Genomic DNA, 23,952 nt, shown 5'->3' on the forward strand with positions numbered 1-23,952 from the left:
GTGCAGTTCTCAAACAACGACCAGCCACCCATCACCCCACCAGACAAACCGGTGAGTGCACTGGGGCCGGCGACTGAGGAGAAGATCATTCCCTCAGACACCCAACAGCGTGCCCGGCCAAGCCCCCGTCCGAAGATCATGCGTTCCACACTCTTGCGAGCAGTACTGGCAGCCTCCGACCCGAGACCCTGGCCGAATAGTCAACGTTCCACCCATGAGCAACCAGCATCAGACGTTCGCTGATGATCTGGCCTCTGACCGGGCAAGCCCGGTAAGAAGTGCTCCTTAGAAAGGAGGTGATCCAGCCGCACCTTCCGGTACGGCTACCTTGTTACGACTTCGTCCCAATCGCCAGTCCCACCTTCGACAGCTCCCTCCCACAAGGGGTTGGGCCACCGGCTTCGGGTGTTACCGACTTTCGTGACGTGACGGGCGGTGTGTACAAGGCCCGGGAACGTATTCACCGCAGCAATGCTGATCTGCGATTACTAGCGACTCCGACTTCATGGGGTCGAGTTGCAGACCCCAATCCGAACTGAGACCGGCTTTTTGAGATTCGCTCCACCTCACGGTATCGCAGCTCATTGTACCGGCCATTGTAGCACGTGTGCAGCCCAAGACATAAGGGGCATGATGACTTGACGTCGTCCCCACCTTCCTCCGAGTTGACCCCGGCGGTCTCCCGTGAGTCCCCAGCACCACAAGGGCCTGCTGGCAACACGGGACAAGGGTTGCGCTCGTTGCGGGACTTAACCCAACATCTCACGACACGAGCTGACGACAGCCATGCACCACCTGTACACCGACCACAAGGGGGGCACTATCTCTAATGCTTTCCGGTGTATGTCAAGCCTTGGTAAGGTTCTTCGCGTTGCGTCGAATTAAGCCACATGCTCCGCCGCTTGTGCGGGCCCCCGTCAATTCCTTTGAGTTTTAGCCTTGCGGCCGTACTCCCCAGGCGGGGAACTTAATGCGTTAGCTGCGGCACCGACGACGTGGAATGTCGCCAACACCTAGTTCCCACCGTTTACGGCGTGGACTACCAGGGTATCTAATCCTGTTCGCTCCCCACGCTTTCGCTCCTCAGCGTCAGTAATGGCCCAGAGATCCGCCTTCGCCACCGGTGTTCCTCCTGATATCTGCGCATTTCACCGCTACACCAGGAATTCCGATCTCCCCTACCACACTCTAGCTAGCCCGTATCGACTGCAGACTCGGAGTTAAGCCCCGAGCTTTCACAATCGACGTGACAAGCCGCCTACGAGCTCTTTACGCCCAATAATTCCGGACAACGCTTGCGCCCTACGTATTACCGCGGCTGCTGGCACGTAGTTAGCCGGCGCTTCTTCTGCAGGTACCGTCACTTTCGCTTCTTCCCTGCTGAAAGAGGTTTACAACCCGAAGGCCGTCATCCCTCACGCGGCGTCGCTGCATCAGGCTTTCGCCCATTGTGCAATATTCCCCACTGCTGCCTCCCGTAGGAGTCTGGGCCGTGTCTCAGTCCCAGTGTGGCCGGTCGCCCTCTCAGGCCGGCTACCCGTCGTCGCCTTGGTGAGCCATTACCTCACCAACAAGCTGATAGGCCGCGGGCTCATCCTTCACCGCCGGAGCTTTTAACCGCAGATCATGCGATCCGCAGTGTTATCCGGTATTAGACCCCGTTTCCAGGGCTTGTCCCAGAGTGAAGGGCAGATTGCCCACGTGTTACTCACCCGTTCGCCACTAATCCACCCCGAAGGGCTTCATCGTTCGACTTGCATGTGTTAAGCACGCCGCCAGCGTTCGTCCTGAGCCAGGATCAAACTCTCCGTGAATGTTTTCCCGTAATCGGGATGAACACCACGAGAGCGGTGCGAGAGGAGGAATAGTCCCCTCGCACACAGCGTCCTCGCTGTGTTATTTCAAAGGAACCTCGCCCCAGCTACTGCTGGAGACGGGGTATCAACATATCTGGCGTTGACTTTTGGCACGCTGTTGAGTTCTCAAGGAACGGTCGCTTCCTTCGTACTCACCCTCTCGGGCTTTCCTCCAGGCGCTTCCCTTCGGTCTTGCGTTTCCGACTCTATCAGATCCTTTTCGGTGTCTGACCCCCAGTCAGCGGGGTTTGCCTTCCCGGCCCTGCGGCCGTTCCGACGTCCCAAACATTAGCGGATCTTTCCGGCAGCTCCTAATCGGGCCCCCGGCTCCGAATCGAAATGGAATCGGACGCGCCGAAACTCATCCCGTTCGGGAGATCGTGCTGATGGTTTGGGTGCCGCATCCGCGGCGGGTGCCGCCCACAGAACCGTTCCGGCTCCGGGGCAGACGTAGAACACTACGGATCCGCCAGGGGGGCGTCAACCCCCGCTGTCAAGATTTTTTACAGCCGGTCGCCCGGGCGAGGAGCCAGAGGGGCGTCGACCCACCACTGGCCGCCCGTTTTCACGCGGATCCGGCACTTCATGTGGCATACGCTCTGCACAGCGTGCCGTCCAGGACCGGCCTGGGAAGGACGGCCCCATGCGACTCCACCCCGGGAGGCCTGCCATGACCACCGTGACGTCCCCCGTCGCCGGACGCGCCATCGGACTGGCCTCGGTGCCGGACCCGGTCTTCTCCGGTGCCATGGTGGGCCCCGGCACCGCGGTCGACCCCTTGCGTGAGCCCTCGGAGGCGGTCGCCCCTGTGGACGGCGTCATCGTCTCCCTGCACCCGCACGCCTTCGTCGTCGTCGACGAGCTGGGGCGCGGCGTGCTCATCCACCTCGGTATCGACACCGTCCAGCTGAACGGCGAGGGCTTTCAGCTGCTCGTCAACAAGGGCGACACCGTGACGCGCGGCCAGGGCATCGTGCGCTGGGACCCCGCCGCCGTGGAAGAGGCCGGCAAGTCCCCGATCTGTCCGATCGTGGCGCTGGAGGCTACCGCCGACTCCCTCTTCCAACTGCGTGACGACGGGGAAGTGAAGGTCGGCGACACGCTCTTCATCTGGCAGTGAGCGCCGGCGGGACTCGCCGACCAACGGAGACGGGTGAGATGGAGACAACGCTGCGAGGCCTCGGTGTGAGCCAAGGCGTGGCGATCGGCGAGGTCCGGCACATGGGGACGGTGGTGCTGGAGCCGCCCGCCCAGCAGGTCGTGGCGGAGGAGGCGGGGCCGGAACAGGAGCGCGCCCGCCAGGCCGTGGCAGCAGTGGCGGCCGACCTCATGGCACGCGGCGAGCTGGCGGGGAGCGAGGCCAAGGCCGTGCTCGAGGCGCAGGCCATGATGGCCCAGGATCCCGAGCTCATCGCGGACGTGGAGCGCCGGATCGCCGGCGGCAGCTCGGCGGCGCGTGCCGTCTACGACGCGTTCGCCGCGTACCGGGAGCTGCTGGCGGCTGCTGGTGAGTACCTCGCCGGCCGTGTGGCCGACCTCGACGACGTGCGGGATCGCATCGTCGCTCAGCTGCTCGGCGTAGTCATGCCAAGCATCCCGGACAGCGACGAGCCGTATGTCCTCGTCGCCCGTGATCTGGCCCCGGCCGACACGGCGCTGTTGGATCCCTCGCTGGTGCTGGGGTTCGTCACCGAGGAGGGCGGGCCGACCAGTCACACCGCGATCCTGGCGCGCGCGCTCGGTGTTCCGGCCGTCGTGGCGCTGCCGGATGCCGTCGGGCTCGCCGAGGGGACGGTGGTCGCCGTCGACGGTGGCAACGGCGAGATCTTCGTGAACCCGAGTGACGAGACGAGGGCACGGCTGGAGGCCTCGGCCGCCGAGCGCAAGGCCGCGGCCGCTGCCTCGACCGGGCCGGGTGCCACGGCCGACGGCCACCGGATGCCGCTGCTGGCCAATGTGGGCGGGCCCGCCGATGTGGCCGCCGCGCTTGAGGCGGGTGCCGAGGGTGTCGGGCTCTTCCGTACCGAGTTCCTCTTCCTCGACGACAGCAAGAACGCGCCCTCGGAGGAGAAGCAGGCCGAGGCGTACCGGCAGGTTCTCGAGGCCTTCTCCGAGTGCCGGATCGTGGTGCGCGTGCTGGACGCGGGTGCGGACAAGCCGTTGGACTTCCTGACTCCGGCCCACGAGCCGAACCCCGCGCTGGGTGTGCGGGGTCTGCGCTCGCTGCTGGATCACCCCGAGATCCTGCGCACGCAGCTGACGGCGCTGGCGCGGGCCGCCGAGGGGCTCCCGGTCGGGCTCGACGTCATGGCGCCGATGGTGGCCGACCGTGCGGACGCCAAGGCGTTCGCCGATGCCTGCCGTGAGGTGGGGCTGCCGGCGAAGCTCGGCGCGATGGTGGAGATCCCGTCGGCCGCGCTGCGGGCGCGCTCGATCCTTCAGGAGGTCGAGTTCCTGTCGCTGGGGACCAATGACCTCGCGCAGTACACGTTCGCCGCGGACCGTCAGGTGGGTGCGGTGTCCCGGCTTCAGGATCCGTGGCAGCCCGCGCTGCTCGACCTGGTCGCCATGGCGGCGGAGGCGGCGCGGGCCGAGGGCAGGAGCTGTGGTGTGTGCGGCGAGGCGGCGGCCGATCCGCTGCTGGCCTGTGTGCTGACGGGTCTGGGTGTCACCTCCCTCTCCATGGGTGCGGCGTCGATTCCCTATGTCCGGGCGACGCTGGCCAAGTACTCGCTCGCCCAGTGCGAGGAGGCAGCGGCGGCGGCCCGGGCCGCGGACAGCGCCGCGCGGGCCCGGAGTGCGGCCCGGGCGGTGCTGTCCGCCGAGTAGGAGCGGCGTGGCTCAGTGGCGGTGGCCTGGTTTCGTGTCCGGGTCTCCCAGGTCCGGTGGTGTGCTGTAGTCGACTCCTGATTCGGGTGAGATGAGGTCGCCGGATTCGATGTCGGTGCAGTAGGCGTCGAAGACCTCGCCGGCGGTGAGGGGTTCCAGGTGGTCCTTGCGGAGCCGCCAGCCGTAGATGCGGTCCGGGGCGCCGGGGTCGCTGGTGCGCATGACGAGTCCGCCGGGGCCGCCGGTGGCGATACCCATGGCCAGGACGGTCGTGAATTCGAGGATCTCGGTCTCGTCGAGCGGCGTGGTCCCCTCGATCTCCCGGTCGGCGTGGAGGACGGAGACGAGGGCTTCGGGTGTCGCCGAGACGCTGCAGACGAGGTGCCGGTCGCCGGGCGGCGCCGTGTCGAGGATGCGCAGGACGAGGTCGGAGGCACGGTTGATGGCGGCGCGGCCGATGTCCTCGCCGCAGATGGCGCAGGAACCGAGTGCTGCGAGCAGGCTGCCGGCGCAGGCCCAGGTGGCCTGCCGGACGGCCTCGTCAATGAGTGCGGGGACCAGGTCGGCGATGTCCTGGCCGTCGTAGGGGACGGTGGCTCCCATGGCCGCGAGTTCGGCGGTGAAGCGGGTGCGGCTCGTGGGGACGTCGGGGTCGAGGCCGGTTTCCGCGCAGAACTCGGCGTACTCCTCCGGGTCGAACAGGGCCAGTGTGGTGTGGCTGCCCTGTGCGGCGCGGGTCCGTAGGAGCGCCTCCACTTGTTGGAGATAGGTGGTGTGGTCGTCGAAGGCGAAGCTGCGGTAGCGCCGCATGGCCTGGAAGTCCTGCTCGTCGGTCAGCAGGCCGATGGTGCCGACGATTTCGCGGCGCAGGAAGCGTCGCAGCGTCAGGTGGTCGGTGTGCGCCATGTTTCCCCCTGTGCACGGTCGATCAATGCTCACTCACCGTAATCGACGGCACTGACAACGTGACCGTCCGAAGCCCTCGCGCGACGAGCGGCGAGGGCTTCGGGCTGGTTGCTGGCGAGGTCAGGCGCGTTTGCGGGCCAGGTCCTCGTAGAAGTCCAGCAGGTCCAGGTTGTCGATGGAGCCCGGGTTGACGGCCTTCTCGAGCGGCGTGCCCTGGAGGAGGCGCTTGACCGGGACCTCGATGCGCTTGCCGGTGAGGGTGTGGGGGACGCCGGGGACTTCGATGATCTCGTCGGGGACGTGGCGGGGCGAGAGCTGCTCGCGGATGGCCTGCTTGACCCGGGTCAGGAGGGCCTCGTCGAGGACGGCGCCGGGGGTCAGGTGCACGAACAGCGGCATCCAGTAGCCGCCGTCGGCCTGCTCGATGCCGATGACCAGGGATTCCTTGATCTCGGGGAGGCGTTCGACGACCTCGTAGATGTCGGCCGAACCCATGCGGACGCCCTGGCGGTTGAGCGTGGAGTCGGAGCGGCCGTGGATGATCACGGAGCCCCGCGAGGTGACGGTGATCCAGTCGCCGTGGCGCCAGACGCCGGGATAGGTGTCGAAGTAGCTGTCGTGGTAGCGGCCGCCGTCGGGGTCGTTCCAGAAGTAGATCGGCATCGACGGCATGGGGTTGGTGACCACCAGCTCGCCCACCTCGTCGACGAGGGGTCTGCCGCTCAGGTCCCAGGACTGGAGGTCGGTGCCCAGGCTGGGGGCCTGGAGCTCGCCCGTGTACACCGGGAGCGTGGGGACGGCGCCGGCGAAGCAGGAGCAGACGTCCGTGCCGCCGCTGACGGAGGCGATCCACAGGTCGTCGCGGACCTCGTCGTGCAGCCAGCGGAACCCGTCGGGCGGCAGGGGCGAGCCGGTGGTGGCGACGCACTTCACCGAGGACAGGTCGAAGTCGCGTGAGGGGTGCACGCCCGCCTTCCGGCAGGCCATGACGTACGCCGCGGAGGTGCCGTAGAAGGTGGCTCCGGTGCGTTCGGCGACGCGCCACTGGGCTCCGGTGTCCGGATAGCCGGGGCTGCCGTCGTACAGGACGATCGTCGTGCCGGTGAGGAGGCCGGAGACGAGGAAGTTCCACATCATCCAGCCGGTCGAGGTGTACCAGAAGAAGCGGTCCTCGGGGCCCAGGTCGCTGTGCAGGCCGAGCTGCTTGAGGTGCTCGACCAGGATGCCGCCCTGGGACTGGACGATGGCCTTGGGCAGACCGGTCGTGCCGGAGGAGTAGAGCACCCACAGGGGGTGGTCGAACGGGACCTGCTCGAAGACGGGTTCCGTGTCGGCCGACGTCAGGGCCGACCACTCCAGTGCCCCTTCGGGTGCCTCGGTGCCAAGGAGGGGGATGTGGACGACGGCGCGCAGGGTGGGCAGTTCGCGGCGCAGTTCGGCCACGGTGTCGCGCCGGTCGTGCTCCTTGCCGCCGTAGCGGTAGCCGTCGACGGTGAACAGGACGACGGGTTCGACCTGTTGGAAGCGGTCGAGGACGCTGCGGGCGCCGAAGTCGGGGGCGCAGGAGGTCCAGACGGCGCCGACGGCGGCCGTGGCCAGGAGGGCGACGACGGCCTGCGGGATGTTCGGGAGGTAGCCGCTGACGCGGTCGCCGGGGCGGACGCCGAGGGCGCGTAGTTCGGCGGCGAGGGAGCCCACCTGCCGGCGCAGCTCGGCCCAGGTGACCGGGCGCGGCTCGTGGGTCTCGTCGACGTACAGGAGGGCCGGCTCGCCCGCGCGCGTGGACGCGGCGCGCAGGGCGTGCTCGGCATAGTTCAGGGTCGCCCCGGTGAACCACTGGGCGCCGGGCATGGAGCGATCGCCGAGCACGCGCGCGTAGGGCGTCGAGAACTGGACGTCGAACCACTGGGTGATGGCCGTCCAGAAGTCTTCCAGGTGGTCCACGGACCAGCGGTGCAGCGCCGGATAGCCGCCCTCGGCGGGTGCGCCGTGATGCTCGGCGGCCCAGGCCTGGAACTCGGTGATGCGTGCCTGGGCGATCCGTTCCGGATCTGGCTGCCACAGGGGCAGCGGGTTCGCGGTCGACATGCGGCGGCTCCCGGACTGTGCGCGTTGTGTGCGTCGCTCGCGCACGGGCTGGGGGTGTGCGCGTGACGCGGCTGACACGGACGATGCCATGTGATCGACTTCTGCACCAGGGTGCGCCCCACACAGTCCGCGTCGGGAAGATGTGGTCCTGGCATGGGTGAACGGCAGTTGAACGACACGCGCGCGTGGAGTGGTCGGTGGCAGGGTGAGCGGTATGGAGGGTCGTGACCTGGTGCGTTCGGTGAAGGTGGTTGGTTCGGCGCGGGCGGCCCAGGGGTTGCGTACGCTGCGCGCGGCGTGGCGCAGGCGGCGTTCGGACGCGGTCGGGCTGCCTCCGCGCGGGGCCGAACGCGCGCGCGTGCCCGGGTTGGTCCAGGACGCGGAGCCCGGACCCGGGGGCGGTGTGATCCGGTTCGGCCGTTCGGAGCTGCGGATCACCGTGACGGTGACCGGGGCGGTCTTCTGGGGGTGGGACGGGGCTGGTCCCGAGCCGTCGTACGCGCTCGCGGGGCGTTGTCCCGAGCCGGACCCGCGCGTGGTGCTGGAGCCGGACAAGGACGGCGGCTGGCGGGTCGTGGCGGAGCGGGTGACGATCGTGGTCTCCCGGCACGGTGCGGTCGAGGTGTGCACGCCCGGGGGTGTGACGCTGCGCCGGGATCTGCCGCCCCGGTGGTGGGAGCCGGTGGCCGGCGGCACGGCGCGTTGGATGCAGCGGTCGGAGGTGGCCGCCGACGCGCGGTTCTTCGGGCTGGGCGGCCGCGCGTCGGGGCTCCGGCTGCGCGACGGGTCGTACCGGCTGTGGAACACCGACCCGGGGCATGCCTTCGGTCGGGGTGACGATCCGCTGTATCTGACGATGCCGGTCCAGTTCGTGGTGGCCGACGCCGGGGCGCACCTGATGTTCCATGACACTTCGTGGGACGGGACGGTGACGCTCCGGGAGGGCGAGGAGGGTGCCGGGTCCGGTCATGACCGGGCCGGGCGGTGTGAGCTGCGGATGGACGGCGGTCCGCTGCGCTGCTGGGTCGTGGTGGGGACACCCGCGCGCGTGCTGCACGCCTGGGCGTCGCTGACCGGGGCGCCGGCGCTGCCGCCCGCGTGGGCGCTCGGACATCATCACGCCCGCTGGGGGTTCGGCAGCGAGCAGGAGGTGCGGCGGATCGTCGCCGGTTATCAGGAGCGCGGACTGCCTCTGGACGCCGTCCATCTGGACATCGACCACTACGACGCGCACCAGGTGTTCACCGTCGACCAGGAGCGCTTCCCGAAGCTGCCGGTCCTCGCCGAGGAGCTGCGGCGGGACGGGATCCGGCTGGTGTCGATCGTCGATCCGGCCGTGAAGGCCGCACCCGGCAACGCCGTGTACGACAGCGGGTCGGCCGTGGACGCCTTCGTGCGGGACGCCGCCGGGGAGCCGGTGCGGGGTGTGGTGTGGCCCGGGGAGTCGGTCTATCCGGACTTCACGCACCCGCGCGTGCGCGCGTGGTGGGGCGCGCTCTACGAGGAGCGGCTGGAACAGGGCTTCGCGGGTTTCTGGCACGACATGAACGAGCCGACGTCGTTCCACGCCTTCGGTGAGTCGACGTTGCCGCGTTCGGCCCGGCACTCCCTGGAGGGGCGCGGCGGCGATCACAGGGAGGCGCACAACGTGTACGCCCTCTGCATGGCCAGGGCGGGCTACGAGGGGCTGCGCGAACGCGCGCCCCAGGAGCGCCCGTTCCTGTTCTCCCGCTCCGGCTGGGCGGGCATCCAGCGTTACGGCGGCACGTGGTCGGGCGACGTGGCCACGGGCTGGCCGGGGCTGCGGGCGTCCCTGTCCCTGGTACTGGGGCTCGGGCTGTGCGGGGTGCCGTACTCGGGCCCGGACATCGGCGGCTTCGACGGGAGTCCGTCGCCGGAGCTGTTCCTGCGGTGGTTCCAGCTGGGCGCGTACCTGCCGCTGTTCCGGACGCACGCGAGTCTGCGGGCGGGGCGCAGGGAGCCGTGGGAGTTCGGCCCCGACGTGCTGGAGCACGCGCGCGCGGCGCTCGTCGAACGCCGGCGGCTGCTGCCGTACTTCATGACGCTGGCGCATCTGGCCCGGCGTACCGGCGCGCCCTATGTGCGGCCGCTGTGGTGGGGCGCGCCGGAGGACCGGGCGCTGCGTGACTGCGAGGACGCGTTCTTGCTGGGCGACTGCTTCCTGGTGGCACCGGTGCTCGATCCGGGGGCGGACCGGCGTGCGGTGCAGCTGCCCCGCGGGCGCTGGTACGACACGGTCACGGAGCAGGCGTACGAGGGGCCGGGGCAGGTTCTGGTCGACGCCCCGCGGTCGCGGATACCGGTGCTCGCGCGCGCGGGTGCGGTGGTTCCGGTACGCAGCGACGACGGCGGGCTCGAGTTGGAGGTGTGGGCGCCGGCGCGTGGCCGCACCGGGGGCGGGCTCGTCGTGCCGGATGCGGGGGACGGGTGGGGCGAGCCGGAGATCGAGCGGTACGTCGCCCGCTGGGAGGGCCGGCGGGTGGTCGTCGGCCGGGAGAGCGAGGAGGGCGTGAGCGAGCCGCCCTGTCCGGTGCGAGTACGGGGCCTCGGCTGAGCCCTCGCCTCAGACGTAGCGGCCCTCGAACCACGCGCGCGTGGCCAGCGTGTGCAGTGGGAAGGCCAGTTCCTCGGGCCTGCGCAGCAGGTGCCAGCCCTCGGTCTCGTCGGTGGCGGCCGACGGCGGCAGGCTGTCGGCGGGGCGTTCCGGGAGCAGCCCGAAGAGCAGCAGGTGTCCGTCCGGTGAGCTCATCGCGTCGGCGAGCCGGACGTCCCGGGCGGCCACGTCGATGCCCGTCTCCTCCCTGAGCTCGCGGACGACGGCCTGCCGCCAGTCCTCGCGGTCGTCGACGTAGCCGCCGGGGAGGGCCGTTGCCCCGCGCGCGGGCTCGACGGTCCGAGTGATGACGACCAGGGCGGTGCCCTGGGTGTCGTACACGGGCTGGAGGGCGACCGCGACCGGCAGCGGGTTGCGGTAGGCGACGGCCTCGCAGGCCGGGCAGATGCGGGGCCAGCCGGAGATGTCCGCGCCGTAGGGCGATCCACAGCTCGAACAGTGCGAGTTCGGCACGGAGTTGACGACTTGCCGCTTGGTTTCGGACACGCGCGGACTGTATCCGATCAGAGACCGCCTTCTTCCGACCGCCAACCCGCGCGCGGCCGCGTCACCGGGCTGCGGTCAGTGACTTCCGGGAGACGGGGAAGTCGAAGTACGTGTTCGGGTAGGACTCGGGCTTGTAGGTGTAGTGCCACCACTCCTCGGCAAGGTTCACGAAGCCGAGGTTCTCCAGGGTGCTCTTGAGCAGGAGCCGGTTGGCGCGCTGCTCACCCTGGATGCGCGGGTCCAGGGTGTGGGCGAGCGTGTCGAAGCAGTCGAAGCCGGTGCCCATGTCGACGGAGTTGTCCGGGAAACGCTGGTCCTTGGGCGCGTAGCAGGGCACGAGGGTCTGACCGGGGACGTAGGGGTGGGTGGGGCGCGCCGGGAGCTTGGCGATCGTCAGGTCCATGGTGGAGCCGCGGCTGTGTCCTGACTTCTCCGCGATGTAGCCGTCGGCGAAGAGCCGGGTCTTGTCGACGTTCGGGTAGAACTCGCCCTTCATTGCCTGGTCGTTGAGGTCCTCGGCCCAGCGGACGAAGTGGTCGACGGCGCGCTGCGGCCGGTAGCAGTCGTACACCTTGAGGGTGTAGCCCTGGCGCAGCAGGCTCTTCTGGGCCTGTTGGAGCGCCTCGGCGGCGGGGCGGGTGAGGATGCAGATCGGCTGCTCATAGCCGTCGACCCGCTCGCCGACGAAGTTGTGCGGGGTGAAGTAGCGCATCTCCTGGACGATCGTGGGGTCCACGGTGCTCAGGGCCACGAAGTCCTTCGGCGCCTTCGGTTCGGGTGTCGCCCTGGCGGTGGTGGAGGCGGCGGTCACGGTCAGCAGGGCGGCGACGGCGGTGACGAGACCGCGCGCGGCACGGGAGAGTCGTGTCATGTCCCCTGCATCTATCAGGAGGGGAGCGTGCGGGGGAAGCACTTGTGCGCGCCGGCACCGGGGATCCGCGGAATCACGCGTGAACGTGTCATGAACTGGGCCCGGGCGGGCGCGTGCGGCGTCATCATGCTGCCGTGGCTTCTTGGTCGGACAGTCTCCGCTTCGCCTTTCAGCCGGTGGTCAGTCTGGCCACCGGCGCGGTCACGGCGCTGGAGGTCCTGGCCCGCCCGGAGACCGGCGACGTGCTGGCCGAGGCGTGCCGCGATCCCGAAGTCGACAGCCGGGTGGCCGTGTTGGCGTTCGGCTCGGCCGTCCGCAGGGAACGGATGCTGCCGCTGCACGTGAACGTGTTCGCCGGCACGCTCGCCGATCTCGGCGGCCTCGGTCCGCTGCACGACGCGGTCCGCGCGGCGGGCCGGTCGCCGTGCGAGGTGACGCTCGACATCGTCCCGCCGTACAGTCCCTGAGCGGTGCGAGCTGGGTGCTCGGCCGCGCCGGCCTGCCGGGCCACGAGATCCGGCGGGGCGCGGCGTGCACGCCGGCCCGGGCGCCGTACACCAGGACGGAGCCTCGCGGCTGAGGAGCACGGCGACATAACGGAGTTGCGGGTTCCTGGCAGCCACGCCCGAGTCGCTGTGACCGTTGCCGTCCACGACCTTGACGCTCCCAGGGCGCCGGTGAACACTTCCCGGTGTCGGTCGACATCGCCGCACTCTCTCCGCGCGATCCAGGCACTCCAGCACTGAGCCGCGGGCCTCTTCTGCGCCATGGCCCGTTCTCCCACGGGCGATTCGGCTGCGACGGCACGCTCGTGACGGACGCCGATCAGGGCGCTGCACTCTCCCTGCCCTCGGCCGACGTCGCCAAGGAAACCGTTCCTGCACGGACGACCGGGGCCGGCCCCCGGGGCCATCGCATAGGAGCCGCCATGAGCAACGGAGACATATTCGTCGGCGAGATCATCGGCACCGCGATCCTGATCCTCTTCGGTGCCGGTGTCTGCGCCGCGGTCACCCTCAGATACTCAAAGGCCCGGGCCTCGGGCTGGATCGTGATCGCCTTCGGCTGGGGATTCGGCGTGCTGGCGGGGGCGTACACCGCCGCTCCCCTCTCCGGCGCGCACCTCAATCCCGCCGTCACCATCGGCATCGCCGTCGACACGGGCAAGTGGGACAAGGTCTGGGTGTACCTGCTGGGCCAGATGGTCGGCGCGATGCTCGGCGCCGTGCTCGCCTACCTCGTCTATCTCGCCCAGTTCCAGGCGAACGTGCGCGAAGAGGGCTCCACGGAGGAGCCGACGCCCACCCTCGGGATCTTCTCCACCATCCCGGAGATCCGGAACCCGGTCGCCAACCTCATCACGGAGATCATCGCCACGGCCGCGCTCGTACTGCCCCTCCTCGCCTTCGGGCTGACCAAGGGGCTCGGCGAGTCCGGCACCACCGTGCTGGCCGTGTCGTTGCTCGTCGTCGGCATCGGGCTGTCCCTCGGCGGGCCCACGGGCTACGCGATCAACCCGGCGCGCGACCTCGGCCCGCGCATCGTGCACACCTTCCTGCCGATTCCGAACAAGGGCACGTCCGACTGGAGTTACGCCTGGATCCCGGTCGTGGGTCCGCTGGTCGGCGGGGCGCTCGCGGGCCTCGTCTACAACGCAGCCTTCTGATCCAGCCACCAAGGGGTAGCCATGACGGACACCGCCGAGAAGTACGTCGCCGCCATCGACCAGGGCACCACCTCCAGCCGCTGCATCATCTTCGACCACGGTGGCGCGATCGTCGCCGTCGACCAGCGCGAGCACCGCCAGATCTTCCCCAGGCCCGGCTGGGTGGAGCACGACGCCACCGAGATCTGGTCCAAAGTCCAGGCGGTGGTCGCCGGCGCCCTCGCCAAGGCCGGGCTGCGTGCCGACCAGTTGAGCGCGCTGGGCATCACCAACCAGCGCGAGACGACCGTCCTGTGGGACCGCGCGACGGGCAGACCCGTGCACAACGCGATCGTCTGGCAGGACACCCGCACCGCGGCCCTGTGCACCGAACTCGGCGGCAGCGACGGGCAGGACCGCTTCCGCGACCAGACCGGCCTACCGCTGGCCAGCTACTTCTCCGGGCCCAAGGCGGCCTGGCTGCTCGACAACGTGCCGGGGCTCCGGGAGCGCGCCGAGCGGGGTGAGATCGCGTTCGGAACCATCGACTCCTGGCTGATCTGGAACCTCACGGGCGGCACCGAGGGCGGCCGGCACGTCACCGACGTGACGAACGCCGGGCGCACCATGCTGATGAACCTCAGCACCCTCCAGTGGGACGCGTCGATCCTCTCCGCGATGAACATCCCCGAGGCGGTCCTCCCCGAGATCAGATCGTCCGCCGAGGTCTACGGGACGGCCGTCGGCCAACTCGCAGGTATGCCGGTCGCGTCGGCGCTGGGCGACCAGCAGGCGGCGGTGTTCGGGCAGGCCTGCTACGACGTCGGGACGGCCAAGAACACGTACGGCACGGGCAGTTTCCTGCTCCTCAACACCGGCAACCAGCCCGTCCCGTCCAAGAGCGGGCTGCTGACGACGATGGGCTACAAGATCGGCAGTGAGGCGCCGGTCTACTGCCTGGAGGGCTCGATCGCGATCACGGGTGCCCTGGTGCAGTGGTTCCGCGATCAGCTCGGCATCATCCGTGCGGCGGACGAGATCGAGACCCTGGCGGCGAGCGTCGAGGACAACGGCGGCGCCTACATCGTGCCCGCCTTCTCCGGCCTGTTCGCGCCCTACTGGCGCTCGGACGCGCGCGGGGTCGTCACCGGCCTGACCCGGTACGTCACCAAGGCGCACCTCGCGCGCGCGGTGCTGGAGGCGACGAGCTGGCAGACGCGGGAGGTCGTCGACGCCATGTACCAGGACTCCGGGGTACGGATCACCACCCTGAAGGTGGACGGCGGCATGACGAAGAACAACCTGCTCATGCAGCACCAGGCCGATGTGCTCGGGGTGCCGGTGATCCGGCCCAGGGTCTCCGAGACGACCTGTCTGGGCGCCGCGTACGCGGCCGGTCTCGCGACGGGCGTGTGGAACGGCCTCGACGAGCTGAAGTCGCACTGGCAGAAGGACGCGGAGTGGACGCCCGCGATGGAGGCGTCGGTGCGCGACCGGGAGTACCAGAACTGGCGCAAGGCCGTGGAGAAGAGCTTCGGCTGGATGGGAGAGGGCGAGAGCTAGGCACGCGCGCGTGCGGTGACTTCACACGCGTCTGCGCATGAGGGGCCGCACGCGCGCGTGGGCGCGTGGCGCGCGCTGCGGCCCGTACCCCGGTCGGGAAGGGGGACGGGCCGTACGCGGTTGTCAGCCGTACGGGAAGGTCAGCCGTACGCCGGTGTCAGGTGGCCACTGCCGCGCGGCGCCGCGCGGCGGACGTCATCGCGTGCTGGACGACCCCGATGAGCACCTCCTTGACCGACTCGCGGTCCCGGGCGTCGCACAGCACGAGCGGCACGTCCGGGTCGAGGTCGAGGGCCTGGCGGACGGTCTCGGCCGGGTAGCGGTCGGCTCCCTCGAAGCAGTTGACGCCCATGACGAAGGGGATGGAGCGCCGCTCGAAGTAGTCGACGGCGGCGAAACAGTCCTCCAGCCGGCGCGTGTCCGCGAGGACGACGGCGCCGAGCGCACCCTCGGCCAGCTCGTCCCACATGAACCAGAACCGCTCCTGCCCGGGCGTGCCGAAGAGGTAGAGCACCAGGTCCTCGCGCAGGGTGATACGGCCGAAGTCCATGGCCACGGTGGTGGTGTGCTTGCCCTCCACGCCCCGCACGTCGTCCACCGGGCGTCCCGCCTCGGTGAGCATCTCCTCGGTGCGCAGCGGTCTGATCTCACTCACCGCGCCGACGAGGGTGGTCTTGCCCACGCCGAAGCCGCCGGCCACCAGGATCTTGAAGGTGACGGGTTCGACCGGGGGCTTGCCGCGCTCAGAGCGCCCGAAGGTCATCGGTCTCTTCTCCTGCTTGATCGGGGTCGGGTGCCGGCGGGCCGTAGCCGCCGCCACCGGGGGTCTCGATGACGAGTACGTCGCCGGGGCCGACGTCCGCCGAGTCGCTTCCGGCGAGTTCGGTGACGGAGCCGTCGGCCCGCTCGACCCGGTTGGCGCCGAGCGCGCCGGGGGCGCCGCCCGCCATGCCGTAGGGCGGGACCCGGCGGTGCTGGGACAGGGTGGAGACGGTCATGGGCTCCAGGAACCGCAGGCGGCGCACGGCGCCATCGCCGCCCGGCCACCGTCCGGCGCCGCCGCTCCCCCGCCGGACCGCGAACTCGTCGAGCCGCACGGGGAGTCGCCACTCCAGGACTTCGGGGTCGGTGAGCCGGGAGTTGGTCATGTGGGTCTGAACGACGCTCGCACCGGGGAAGCCGTCGCCCGCGCCGGATCCGGAGGCGACGGTCTCGTAGTACTGGTGGCGTTCGTTTCCGAAGGTGACGTTGTTCATCGTCCCGGAGCCCTCGGCCTGGACGCCCAGCGCCGCGTAGAGGGCGCCGGTGATGGCCTGGGAGGTCTCGACGTTGCCCGCGACGACGGCGGCCGGCGGCTCGGGGGCGAGCATGGAGGCGGGCGGCACGATGATGTCCAGGGGGCGCAGACAGCCGTCGTTGAGCGGGATGTCGTCGGCTACCAGGGTGCGGAAGACGTACAGGCAGGCCGCGTTGACGACCGCGAAGGGGGCGTTGAAGTTGGTGGCGAGCTGCGCGGACGTACCGGTGAAGTCGATGGTCGCGCGGCGGTTGTCGCGGTCCACGCGCACGCGCACGCGGATGGTCGCGCCCGCGTCGGTCTCGTAGGCGTACTCGCCGTCGTCGAGGGAGTCGACGACGCGGCGGACGGCTTCCTCGGCGTTGTCCTGGACGTGCCGCATGTAGGCCTGGACGACGTCGAGCCCGAAGTTCTCGATCATCCGGCCGACTTCCTCGACGCCCTTGTGGTTGGCGGCGATCTGGGCGCGCAGGTCGGCGAGGTTGGTCCGCGGGTTGCGCGAGGGGTACGGCGCCTCGGTGAGCAGGCGCAGGGTCTCCTCCTCGCGGAAGCGGCCGTTCTCGGCGAGCAGCCAGTTGTCGAAGAGGACGCCCTCCTCCTCGATGGTGCTGCTGTCGGCCGGCATGGAGCCCGGGGCGATGCCGCCGATCTCGGCGTGGTGGCCCCGGGAGGCGACGTGGAACAGGACGCGGTCACCGTCCGTGCCGAACACGGGGGTGATCACGGTGACGTCGGGCAGGTGGGTACCGCCGTGGTACGGGTCATTGACGGCGTAGGTGTCCCCCGGCCGCATCGCTTCGCCGCGGCGACGGATGACCTCCTTGACGCTGGTGCCCATGGAACCCAGGTGGACGGGGATGTGCGGGGCGTTGGCCACGAGGTTTCCGTCCGGGTCGAACAGGGCGCAGGAGAAGTCCAGGCGCTCCTTGATGTTGACGGACTGGGCGGTGGACTCCAGCCGGGCGCCCATCTGTTCGGCGATGGACATGAAGAGGTTGTTGAAGACCTCCAGCAGAACGGGGTCGACTCTTGTGTCGAGTTCGGAACTCTCCGTAATCGCCGCGCGTTCCATGACCAGATGCCCGTCGTCGGTCGCCGCGGCCCGCCAGCCGTCGTCGACGACGGTCGTGGCACTGGCCTCGGTGATGATCGCAGGGCCGGTGACTCTCTCGCCGGGAGGCAGGTCCTCGCGGCGGTGGAGGGGTACGTCGTGCCAGGCACCGCCGGTGTGCAGCCGGACGGTCTCGGGCGCGGCGGTGCGGCCCTCGTACGGGGCGAGGGCGGAGAGATCGGGGGGTGCGGTGATGCCGGTGGCTTCGACGGAGAGGGCTTCGACGACGATCGGGCGGTCGAGCGTGAAGGAGTACGTGGCGCGATGACGTTCTTCGAAGTCCCGCCGCATGGTTTCGGGTTCGGTCAGGTCGACGGTGAGGGTGGTGTCGGTGCCGTCGTAGCGGAGCTGGGCGCGGCGGGCGACCTCGACGCGGTCCTCCGGCACGTCCTCGGCGAGGAGTTCGGCGCGGGCCGCGCGTTCCAGGTCGTCGGCCGTCTCCCGGACGCCCGGCATGGCGTCGGCCTCCAAGGGGGCCTCGACGGACTGCTCGCGCATGGCGGTGGTGTCGGCGAGCCCGATGCCGAGCGCGGAGAGGACGCCGGCCATGGGCGGTACCAGGACGGTGCGGATGCCGAGCGCGTCGGCGACCCGGCACGCGTGCTGGCCGCCCGCGCCGCCGAAGGTGGTCAGGGCGTAGCGCGTGACGTCGTGGCCCTTCTGGACCGAGATGTGCTTCACCGCGTTGGCGATGTTGGCGACGGCGATCTGGAGGTAGCCCTCGGCGACCTGCTCCGGGGTGCGGTCGTCGCCGGTGCTCTCGCGGATCTCGCGGGCGAGGTCGGTGAAGCGCTCGCGGACGAGCGTGTCGTCCAGGGGCTGGTCGCCGTCGGGGCCGAACACCTGTGGGAAGTGCGTGGGTTGGATGCGGCCGAGCATCACGTTGGCGTCGGTGACGGCGAGCGGGCCGCCCGCGCGGTAGCAGGCGGGGCCCGGGTCCGCGCCCGCCGAGTCAGGTCCGACGCGGTAGCGGGCGCCGTCGAAGTGGAGCACCGAGCCGCCTCCCGCGGCGACGGTGTGGATGTCGAGCATGGGGGCGCGCAGCCGGACGCCGGCGATCTGCGTGGTGAAGACGCGCTCGTAGGCACCGGCGAAGTGCGAGACGTCGGTGGAGGTGCCGCCCATGTCGAAGCCGATGACGCGGTCGAAGCCGGCGAGCTGCGACATCCGGGCCATGCCGACGATGCCGCCCGCCGGTCCGGACAGGATGGCGTCCTTGCCGCGGAACTGGCCGGCCTCGGTGAGTCCGCCGTTGGACTGCATGAACATGAGCCGCACGCCCTGGAATTCGTCGGCGACGTGCTCGACGTAGCGGCGCAGAACGGGCGACAGGTAGGCGTCGACGACCGTGGTGTCCCCGCGCGGGACGAGTTTCATCAGCGGGCTCACCTCGCTGGACAGCGAGATCTGCGGGAAGCCGACGTCCGCGGCCAGCTCGCCGATGGCCTGTTCGTGAGCCGGGTGGAGATGGCTGTGCATGCAGACGACGGCGACGGCGCGGATGCCGTCCTCGTACGCCTCCTGGAGCGGGCCGCGCAGGGCGTCCAGGTCGGGGGTGCGCAGGACGGTGCCGTCGGCCGCGATCCGCTCGTCGGCCTCGACGACCCGCTCGTAGAGCGGCTCGGGCAGGTCGATGCGGCGGGCGAAGATGTGGGGGCGGTTCTGGTAGGCGATGCGCAGGGCGTCGCGGAAGCCCCGGGTGAGGACCAGGAGGGTGCGCTCGCCCGTGCGCTCCAGGAGGGCGTTGGTGGCGACCGTCGTGCCCATGCGGACGGCGTCGACGGGCTCCGTGGAGCCGTCGAGGAGTTCCGTTACGCCGGCGACGGCCGCGTCGGCGTAACGGGGGTTGTCGGACAGCAGTTTGTGCGTGAGCAGACTGCCGTCCGGGCGTCGCGCGACGATGTCGGTGAAGGTGCCGCCTCGGTCGACCCAGAACTGCCAGCCTGTCACGTCAGTACTCCGATTCCGCGCCGGTCACAGCGCCCGGAGGCCGTTGATCACGTCGCGCAGAATACTCTCGTCCGGCAGCTCCGCCGGTGCCACGGGGCGCGTGATGTGAACGAGTTCCTGGTGCACCAGGTCCCCGACGAGGACGCGTACCACGCCGATGGGGAGATCGAGTTCCACGGCGAGTTCGGCGATCGTCTGCGGGGCAGTGCTGCAGAGGTCGACGATGTCCAGATGTTCCGGGGCCAGGGTGTGGTCGGGGTCGTCGGCGTGGGGTTCAGTGACGACTACCGCGATCAGGTCGAGGCGCTGCGGGGCCGCTGTGGTGGTGCGGCCCCGCGTCATGGCGTACGGACGGACGACCGGTCCGGCGTCATCGTCGAACCATTGGCCTGCCTCCCGGTCGGCTCCGTTCATGTCGTCGAACTACCCGCCCGCGGGCAGATCGGCGCGCGGTGCGGACCGCAGATGCGCGCCGACCCGCTTGACGAGGAGCGTCATCTCGTACGCGATCTGGCCGACGTCCGAGTCCGCGTCCGCGAGGACGGCGAGGCAGCTGCCGTCGCCGGCGGCCGTCACGAACAGGAAGGCGTCGTCGAGCTCGACGACCGTCTGGCGGACGCTGCCCGCCTCGAAGTGACGGCCCACGCCCTTGGCCAGGCTGTGGAAGCCGGAGGCGACGGCCGAGAGGTGCTCGCTGTCCTCCCTGGTCAGATCCTTGGACACCCCCATGGACAGGCCGTCGTTGGAGAGCACGACGGCCTTGCGGATGCTGGCGACGCGTTCCACGAGGTCGTCCAGGAGCCAGTTGAGCTCACCCTGGTTCGTCGTGCTGTGGCCGGTCGCCTTCGGTGCGGTCATCGACCGTCCCCCTCGTTCGTTCCTTGTGCTGTGCCGTTCCGGGCTCCGTCGCCCGCGGCGTTCTCTTCACGGCCGCGCTGCCAGCCGCGCTGGAGCGCGGACATGCGGCTGCGGACCTCGTCGGCATCGCGGTCCTCGGGCAGCCCCTCCGGTTCGGGGCGCTGCTCGGGTGCATGCCGCAGCTGGGGGGCCAGGTTGGCCTGGCGTACGCGCCGGGGCAGCGGGGCCGTTCCGGTGTCGCCGGTTTCGGGTGTGTCGCCGCCCGCGCTGCTGCCGTTGGCCGGGGCGCTGTCGGTGTCGGCCGGGTCGTGGCCACCGGGAGCGCTCGCGCTGTCGCGGATACGCCTCGGGAGCGCGGCGGGCTCGGACGGCTCCCCGGGCACCCGCGGATCGCTCGGCTCGCCCGGAACCGGATCGCTCGCCACGGATGCCGTGTGCGCGTCGAGGCGGGAGGCCGGGCGGCTGCCGGGGCCCGTGGTCGTCGCGTTCCGGCGGCGGATGGGCAGCGGCATCAACGTGCCCGGTTCGGGTCGCGAGCCGACCGGGGAGGCCTCGTCGGTCTCGTCGCGGCGGGGGCGGTTCTCGGTGACGGGCCTGCCATGGGAGCTGACCAGCTTGGGCGGCCGGCGACGGGGCAGCGCGGGCGGGCCCGGTCGCTCGTGGCTGTCCGGCCGTCCGGCGGGGCCCGAGGAACCGGGGGGCGGCTGATGCTCGTCCTCCGCGCGGGCGAGGGAGCGCTGGGGGCGGAAGAGGGTGCCGCGTTCGCTGTCCTCGTCGGAGAGCGCGCCCGGGAAGTCGTCGAGCGCGTCCAGGTCGACGGCCGTGTCCAGTTCGACGGGGCCGTCGAGGAGCGAGGCCGGCAGACCGGGTCGGGGGCCGGCGGACTGGGACAGGGAGTCCCTGCGGCGCTCCCCCGGTCCTGCGGTCCTGGCGGGCCGGTCCCGGTCGAGGCGGAAGCCGACGCCGTTGGTGTCGGGGATGTCGTCCGTCAGCAGCGTGTCGGGGATGAAGACGACGGCCGTGGTGCCGCCGTAGGGGGACGGCTGCAACGACACCCGCACGCGCTGGCGCTGGGCGAGGCGGCTGACCACGAACAGGCCGAGCCGGTCGGTGTCGGAGAGTTCGAACTCCGGTGTCTCGGCGAGCCGCAGGTTGGCGTCCAGCAGTGTCTCGGCGGGCATGCCGAGGCCGCGGTCGTGGATCTCCAGCGTGAAGCCGTTGGCGACGCGCTCACCGAGGATCTGGACCGCGGTGTGCGGCGGCGAGAACATGGTGGCGTTCTCCAGCAGTTCGGCCACGAGGTGGGTGAGGTCGGCGACGGCCGGGCCGGTGACGGCGGTGCGGGGCAGTCGGCGGACCTCGATGCGCTCGTAGTCCTCGACCTCGGCGACGGCGGCCCGGACGACGTCCATGAGCTGGACGGGCTTGCGCCACTGCCGCGAGGGGGCGGCACCGGACAGGATGACCAGGCCCTCGGCGTGCCGGCGCATGCGCGTGGTGAGGTGGTCGAGCCGGAACAGGTCGGCGAGTTCGTCGGTGTTCTCGGTCCGGCGCTCCATGGTGTCGAGCAGGGTGAGCTGCTTGTGCAGCAGCACCTGGCTGCGCCGGGCGAGGTTCACGAAGACCTCGGAGACCCCGGCGCGCAGCTCGGCCTGCTTGACGGCGGCCTCGACGGCGGCGCGCTGCAGGGTGTTGAGGGCCTGGCCGACCTCGCCGATCTCGTTCTTGTCGTACTCCAGGCGCGGGGCCTCGGTCTCCACGTCGATCTGCTCGCCCGTGGCCAGCCGCCGCATCACGCCGGGCAGCCGGACACCGGAGGCCTCGTGTGCCTCGCGGCGCAGCTGCCGCAGGTCGCGTACGAGGCGGCGGCCGATGCGTACGGACAGGATGACGGAGAGCAGGAGGGCGACCAGGCCGAGGACGCCGGCGACGGCCGCCTGGACGATGATGCCGAGGGCGAGGGGGTGGACGCGGTCGCGGTAGCGGTCGCCGGCCTGGTCGTCGAGCGCGCTCAGATCGTCGAGGACGTTGGCCGCGGTGGCATCCCAGTTCTCGGCGCCGAGACCGCGCGGTGCGCCGGGTCCGGAGGCCTCGACTGCGTCCTCGGCCGTGCGGAGCGGGGCGGTGGAGGCGTCGTTCCAGAAGCGCTCGTACCGTTCGCGTTCCGGCGCCGGGAGCAGCGGCAGGCTGATGTCGTACAGCAGGGTGCGCTGGGCGACGAGGTCGGAGACCTGGCGGATCTCGTTGCGGGAGAGGGTCCCGACGACGAGGGCGGAGCCGAGCAACGCGTCCTCGCGGGAGAGGAGTTCACGGGCGCGCGCGACGTTGACCAGGGAGCGGGCCTGCTGGTCCACGTCCACGTCGTCGATGCCGTCCCGGCTCGACAGCAGCGCGAAGCAGGGGTCGACGACGTGGTTGTAGAGGTCGAAGGCCTGGACGCGGGTGACCGTGCCCGCCTCGACGCTGCGGCGCAGGGGCCCGATGCCGCCGAAGGCGTCCAGGACCGCGGTGAGGCGTTCGCTGTCCTTGGCGTCCAGCGCGTCGCGGACGCCGGGATCCTTGGCGTTGTGCCGGATCTCGACGAGGGCGTCGTCGGTGGCGGACCTGGTGCGGCTCAGGGCCATGCGGGCGTCGGAGGCGCGCGGGTCGGCGAGATAGACGAGGGTCTGGCGGCGTTCCCGCTGGAGGGCGCGGACGGCGCCCTCGGTGGGCTGGGCGATCTTCTCCGCGATGTGCGAGGCGTGCACGAGCCGCGTCACATGGCGCGCCGTCAGCACCGTCGTGAAGCCCCACAGGGCGGTCAGGGACACCAGCGGCACGAGAAGCAGCGCCACGATCTTCCGGCGGATCGAGGTCCCGCGAAAGCGCATGGCCTCCCCCAGCTCGGTCCCCCCTCCGACCCGGGGGACACATGTGCGTCAACAAACGCACGCGAGCCTACTACCGTCCCACGGCCAACTCGAAGTGCCGTCCGGAGTGCGAACTGCCTTGTCAGGAAGGGGACATGGCGAGTTGTCCGGGCATTGCGGGAGATTGCCACCCCCCATGGCAGGCGATTGCCACCCCGATGCGAACGCAACCGGGGGGCACGTCCGGCGTGTCTGGACAGAAATGGCTGGCGGGATTTTTTCGCCGCCGGGAATCTTCCGGACGCCTCGTTCGTCCTTCTGTACGGGAAATGGGGGCGGATTCGACCTCAGGAGTCGTATCGCGCATCCGGGCGGCGTAAAACAACGCAAGCCGGGCAGCCACAGGGGAGTCGGTGTCTTCGGACACCGAGTGAGCGGTTTGCCGGCGGTGGGGAGTGACACGGTGATGGGCACGGCGGAGCGGCGCGATGCGCCGGAGCACGACGTGGCGGGGAGCCCGGCGGAGCAGCGGTTCCGGGAAGCGCCGGGTGGCGCAATCCCGTCGCAGGGGCGCGAGGCGCGGTCAGCGGCTTCCGGGGCGCAACGACCGGCGCACTATCGGCCGTTGTGGGTCGAGGAACCGGCGCGACGGCGTCGGCTGCCCGATCCGGTGCGCACGGCGGCGGTGCGGGCGGTGCTGTTCATCGCCGTGGCGCTGATACAGGCGATGGTGGCGTTCCTGTGCGCGATGGCCGAATCCTGGCTGGCGTTCCCGATGGTGATGGGCAGTGTCGCCGGCACGGTGGTGGCCACTTGGGGCGCGCTCGACGTCTGGGTGACCCGCCAGGTGTGGAACCAGCGCTACGGCGTGGTGTCGGCACCGAGCAGTACGGCACGGCAGCGGCGCCGTGAGCGGCGCGCGGCCCGGCGACTGGAACGGGCCGCCGGGCGGGAGCGGGAGCGGATACGCCGGCGGGGCGGCGCCGGGCAGTTGTCGCACTCCTGACC

General features: G+C 70.4%; 15 protein-coding genes, 1 rRNA gene and 1 pseudogene. 7 read left to right on the forward strand and 10 right to left on the reverse strand.

What is annotated here, in order from left to right; translation table 11 throughout:
• Positions 1 to 289: 289 nt before the first annotated feature.
• Positions 290 to 1,814, reverse strand: a 16S ribosomal RNA gene (locus tag QFZ74_RS04630).
• Positions 1,815 to 2,526: 712 nt separating this feature from the next.
• Between QFZ74_RS04630 and QFZ74_RS04635 the strand changes: the two genes are divergently transcribed.
• Positions 2,527 to 2,976, forward strand: coding sequence for a PTS glucose transporter subunit IIA (locus QFZ74_RS04635; protein ID WP_307619496.1), 450 nt, complete (start codon positions 2,527 to 2,529; stop codon positions 2,974 to 2,976).
• Between the two features lie 38 nt (positions 2,977 to 3,014).
• A complete protein-coding gene (gene ptsP / locus QFZ74_RS04640) occupies positions 3,015 to 4,685 on the forward strand; it encodes a phosphoenolpyruvate--protein phosphotransferase (RefSeq protein WP_307619497.1) in 1,671 nt (556 codons plus the stop codon).
• Between the two features lie 12 nt (positions 4,686 to 4,697).
• On the opposite strand, the gene QFZ74_RS04645 is transcribed toward ptsP, so the two are convergent.
• Both QFZ74_RS04645 and QFZ74_RS04650 read right to left on the reverse strand, forming a co-directional pair.
• Positions 4,698 to 5,591 carry a hypothetical protein gene (locus tag QFZ74_RS04645; protein ID WP_307619498.1) on the reverse strand — a complete coding sequence of 298 codons (894 nt, stop codon included), beginning with the start codon at positions 5,589 to 5,591 and terminating at the stop codon, positions 4,698 to 4,700.
• 120 nt (positions 5,592 to 5,711) lie between these two features.
• On the reverse strand, positions 5,712 to 7,679 hold the full coding sequence (locus QFZ74_RS04650) for an acetoacetate--CoA ligase (protein WP_307619499.1): 1,968 nt from the start codon (positions 7,677 to 7,679) through the stop codon (positions 5,712 to 5,714).
• A gap of 214 nt (positions 7,680 to 7,893) precedes the next feature.
• Between QFZ74_RS04650 and QFZ74_RS04655 the strand changes: the two genes are divergently transcribed.
• Positions 7,894 to 10,254, forward strand: coding sequence for a TIM-barrel domain-containing protein (locus QFZ74_RS04655; protein WP_307619500.1), 2,361 nt, complete (start codon positions 7,894 to 7,896; stop codon positions 10,252 to 10,254).
• 9 nt (positions 10,255 to 10,263) lie between these two features.
• Here the strand turns inward: QFZ74_RS04655 and QFZ74_RS04660 are convergent, their stop codons facing one another.
• Positions 10,264 to 10,800 (reverse strand): NUDIX domain-containing protein, encoded by a 537-nt coding sequence (locus QFZ74_RS04660; protein WP_307619501.1) that lies wholly within the window; start codon positions 10,798 to 10,800, stop codon positions 10,264 to 10,266.
• Between the two features lie 61 nt (positions 10,801 to 10,861).
• Positions 10,862 to 11,671 carry a M15 family metallopeptidase gene (locus tag QFZ74_RS04665; protein ID WP_307619502.1) on the reverse strand — a complete coding sequence of 270 codons (810 nt, stop codon included), beginning with the start codon at positions 11,669 to 11,671 and terminating at the stop codon, positions 10,862 to 10,864.
• 134 nt (positions 11,672 to 11,805) lie between these two features.
• On the opposite strand from QFZ74_RS04665, the pseudogene QFZ74_RS04670 reads away from it, so the two are divergent.
• The 3 genes and pseudogenes from QFZ74_RS04670 to glpK all read left to right on the forward strand — a co-directional run.
• Positions 11,806 to 12,132, forward strand: a pseudogene (locus tag QFZ74_RS04670) (diguanylate cyclase); the annotation flags it as partial.
• A gap of 467 nt (positions 12,133 to 12,599) precedes the next feature.
• Positions 12,600 to 13,337, forward strand: a complete 738-nt coding sequence (locus QFZ74_RS04675) for an MIP/aquaporin family protein (RefSeq protein ID WP_307619503.1) — start codon at positions 12,600 to 12,602, stop codon at positions 13,335 to 13,337.
• 21 nt (positions 13,338 to 13,358) lie between these two features.
• Positions 13,359 to 14,879: a glycerol kinase GlpK gene (gene glpK / locus QFZ74_RS04680; protein WP_307619504.1), complete on the forward strand. Its 1,521-nt coding sequence runs from the start codon at positions 13,359 to 13,361 to the stop codon at positions 14,877 to 14,879.
• 157 nt (positions 14,880 to 15,036) lie between these two features.
• On the opposite strand, the gene QFZ74_RS04685 is transcribed toward glpK, so the two are convergent.
• The 5 genes from QFZ74_RS04685 to QFZ74_RS04705 are packed head-to-tail and all read right to left on the reverse strand — an operon-like array spanning position 15,037 to position 22,965.
• Positions 15,037 to 15,642 (reverse strand): ATP/GTP-binding protein, encoded by a 606-nt coding sequence (locus QFZ74_RS04685; protein WP_307619505.1) that lies wholly within the window; start codon positions 15,640 to 15,642, stop codon positions 15,037 to 15,039.
• Positions 15,623 to 19,237 (reverse strand): hydantoinase B/oxoprolinase family protein, encoded by a 3,615-nt coding sequence (locus tag QFZ74_RS04690; protein WP_307619506.1) that lies wholly within the window; start codon positions 19,235 to 19,237, stop codon positions 15,623 to 15,625. The genes QFZ74_RS04685 and QFZ74_RS04690 overlap by 20 nt, the downstream gene beginning before the upstream one ends.
• Before the next feature lie 24 nt (positions 19,238 to 19,261).
• Positions 19,262 to 19,651, reverse strand: coding sequence for a DUF742 domain-containing protein (locus tag QFZ74_RS04695; RefSeq protein ID WP_307619507.1), 390 nt, complete (start codon positions 19,649 to 19,651; stop codon positions 19,262 to 19,264).
• A gap of 9 nt (positions 19,652 to 19,660) precedes the next feature.
• Entirely contained in the window at positions 19,661 to 20,095 is a 435-nt protein-coding gene (locus QFZ74_RS04700) for a roadblock/LC7 domain-containing protein (RefSeq protein WP_307619508.1), read from the reverse strand.
• Positions 20,092 to 22,965 (reverse strand): nitrate- and nitrite sensing domain-containing protein, encoded by a 2,874-nt coding sequence (locus tag QFZ74_RS04705; RefSeq protein ID WP_307619509.1) that lies wholly within the window; start codon positions 22,963 to 22,965, stop codon positions 20,092 to 20,094. The genes QFZ74_RS04700 and QFZ74_RS04705 overlap by 4 nt, the downstream gene beginning before the upstream one ends.
• A gap of 445 nt (positions 22,966 to 23,410) precedes the next feature.
• Between QFZ74_RS04705 and QFZ74_RS04710 the strand changes: the two genes are divergently transcribed.
• The gene (locus QFZ74_RS04710; RefSeq protein ID WP_307619510.1) at positions 23,411 to 23,950 is read left to right on the forward strand and encodes a hypothetical protein; all 540 of its coding nucleotides are present in this window, start codon (positions 23,411 to 23,413) and stop codon (positions 23,948 to 23,950) included.
• The last annotated feature ends 2 nt before the right edge of the window (positions 23,951 to 23,952 follow it).

The sequence above is a fragment of the Streptomyces sp. V3I7 genome (assembly GCF_030817495.1).
In the GTDB taxonomy this organism is placed as follows: domain Bacteria; phylum Actinomycetota; class Actinomycetes; order Streptomycetales; family Streptomycetaceae; genus Streptomyces.

What these genes read in the sequence shown, in the direction of transcription:
- QFZ74_RS04635 (WP_307619496.1), top strand. Translation starts at nt 2,527, where the DNA reads ATGACCACCGTGACGTCCCCCGTCGCCGGACGCGCCATCGGACTGGCC.
- ptsP (WP_307619497.1), top strand. Translation starts at nt 3,015, where the DNA reads ATGGAGACAACGCTGCGAGGCCTCGGTGTGAGCCAAGGCGTGGCGATC.
- QFZ74_RS04645 (WP_307619498.1), bottom strand. Translation starts at nt 5,591, where the DNA reads ATGGCGCACACCGACCACCTGACGCTGCGACGCTTCCTGCGCCGCGAA.
- QFZ74_RS04650 (WP_307619499.1), bottom strand. Translation starts at nt 7,679, where the DNA reads ATGTCGACCGCGAACCCGCTGCCCCTGTGGCAGCCAGATCCGGAACGG.
- QFZ74_RS04655 (WP_307619500.1), top strand. Translation starts at nt 7,894, where the DNA reads ATGGAGGGTCGTGACCTGGTGCGTTCGGTGAAGGTGGTTGGTTCGGCG.
- QFZ74_RS04665 (WP_307619502.1), bottom strand. Translation starts at nt 11,671, where the DNA reads ATGACACGACTCTCCCGTGCCGCGCGCGGTCTCGTCACCGCCGTCGCC.
- QFZ74_RS04675 (WP_307619503.1), top strand. Translation starts at nt 12,600, where the DNA reads ATGAGCAACGGAGACATATTCGTCGGCGAGATCATCGGCACCGCGATC.
- glpK (WP_307619504.1), top strand. Translation starts at nt 13,359, where the DNA reads ATGACGGACACCGCCGAGAAGTACGTCGCCGCCATCGACCAGGGCACC.
- QFZ74_RS04685 (WP_307619505.1), bottom strand. Translation starts at nt 15,642, where the DNA reads ATGACCTTCGGGCGCTCTGAGCGCGGCAAGCCCCCGGTCGAACCCGTC.
- QFZ74_RS04695 (WP_307619507.1), bottom strand. Translation starts at nt 19,651, where the DNA reads ATGAACGGAGCCGACCGGGAGGCAGGCCAATGGTTCGACGATGACGCC.
- QFZ74_RS04700 (WP_307619508.1), bottom strand. Translation starts at nt 20,095, where the DNA reads ATGACCGCACCGAAGGCGACCGGCCACAGCACGACGAACCAGGGTGAG.
- QFZ74_RS04705 (WP_307619509.1), bottom strand. Translation starts at nt 22,965, where the DNA reads ATGCGCTTTCGCGGGACCTCGATCCGCCGGAAGATCGTGGCGCTGCTT.
- QFZ74_RS04710 (WP_307619510.1), top strand. Translation starts at nt 23,411, where the DNA reads ATGGGCACGGCGGAGCGGCGCGATGCGCCGGAGCACGACGTGGCGGGG.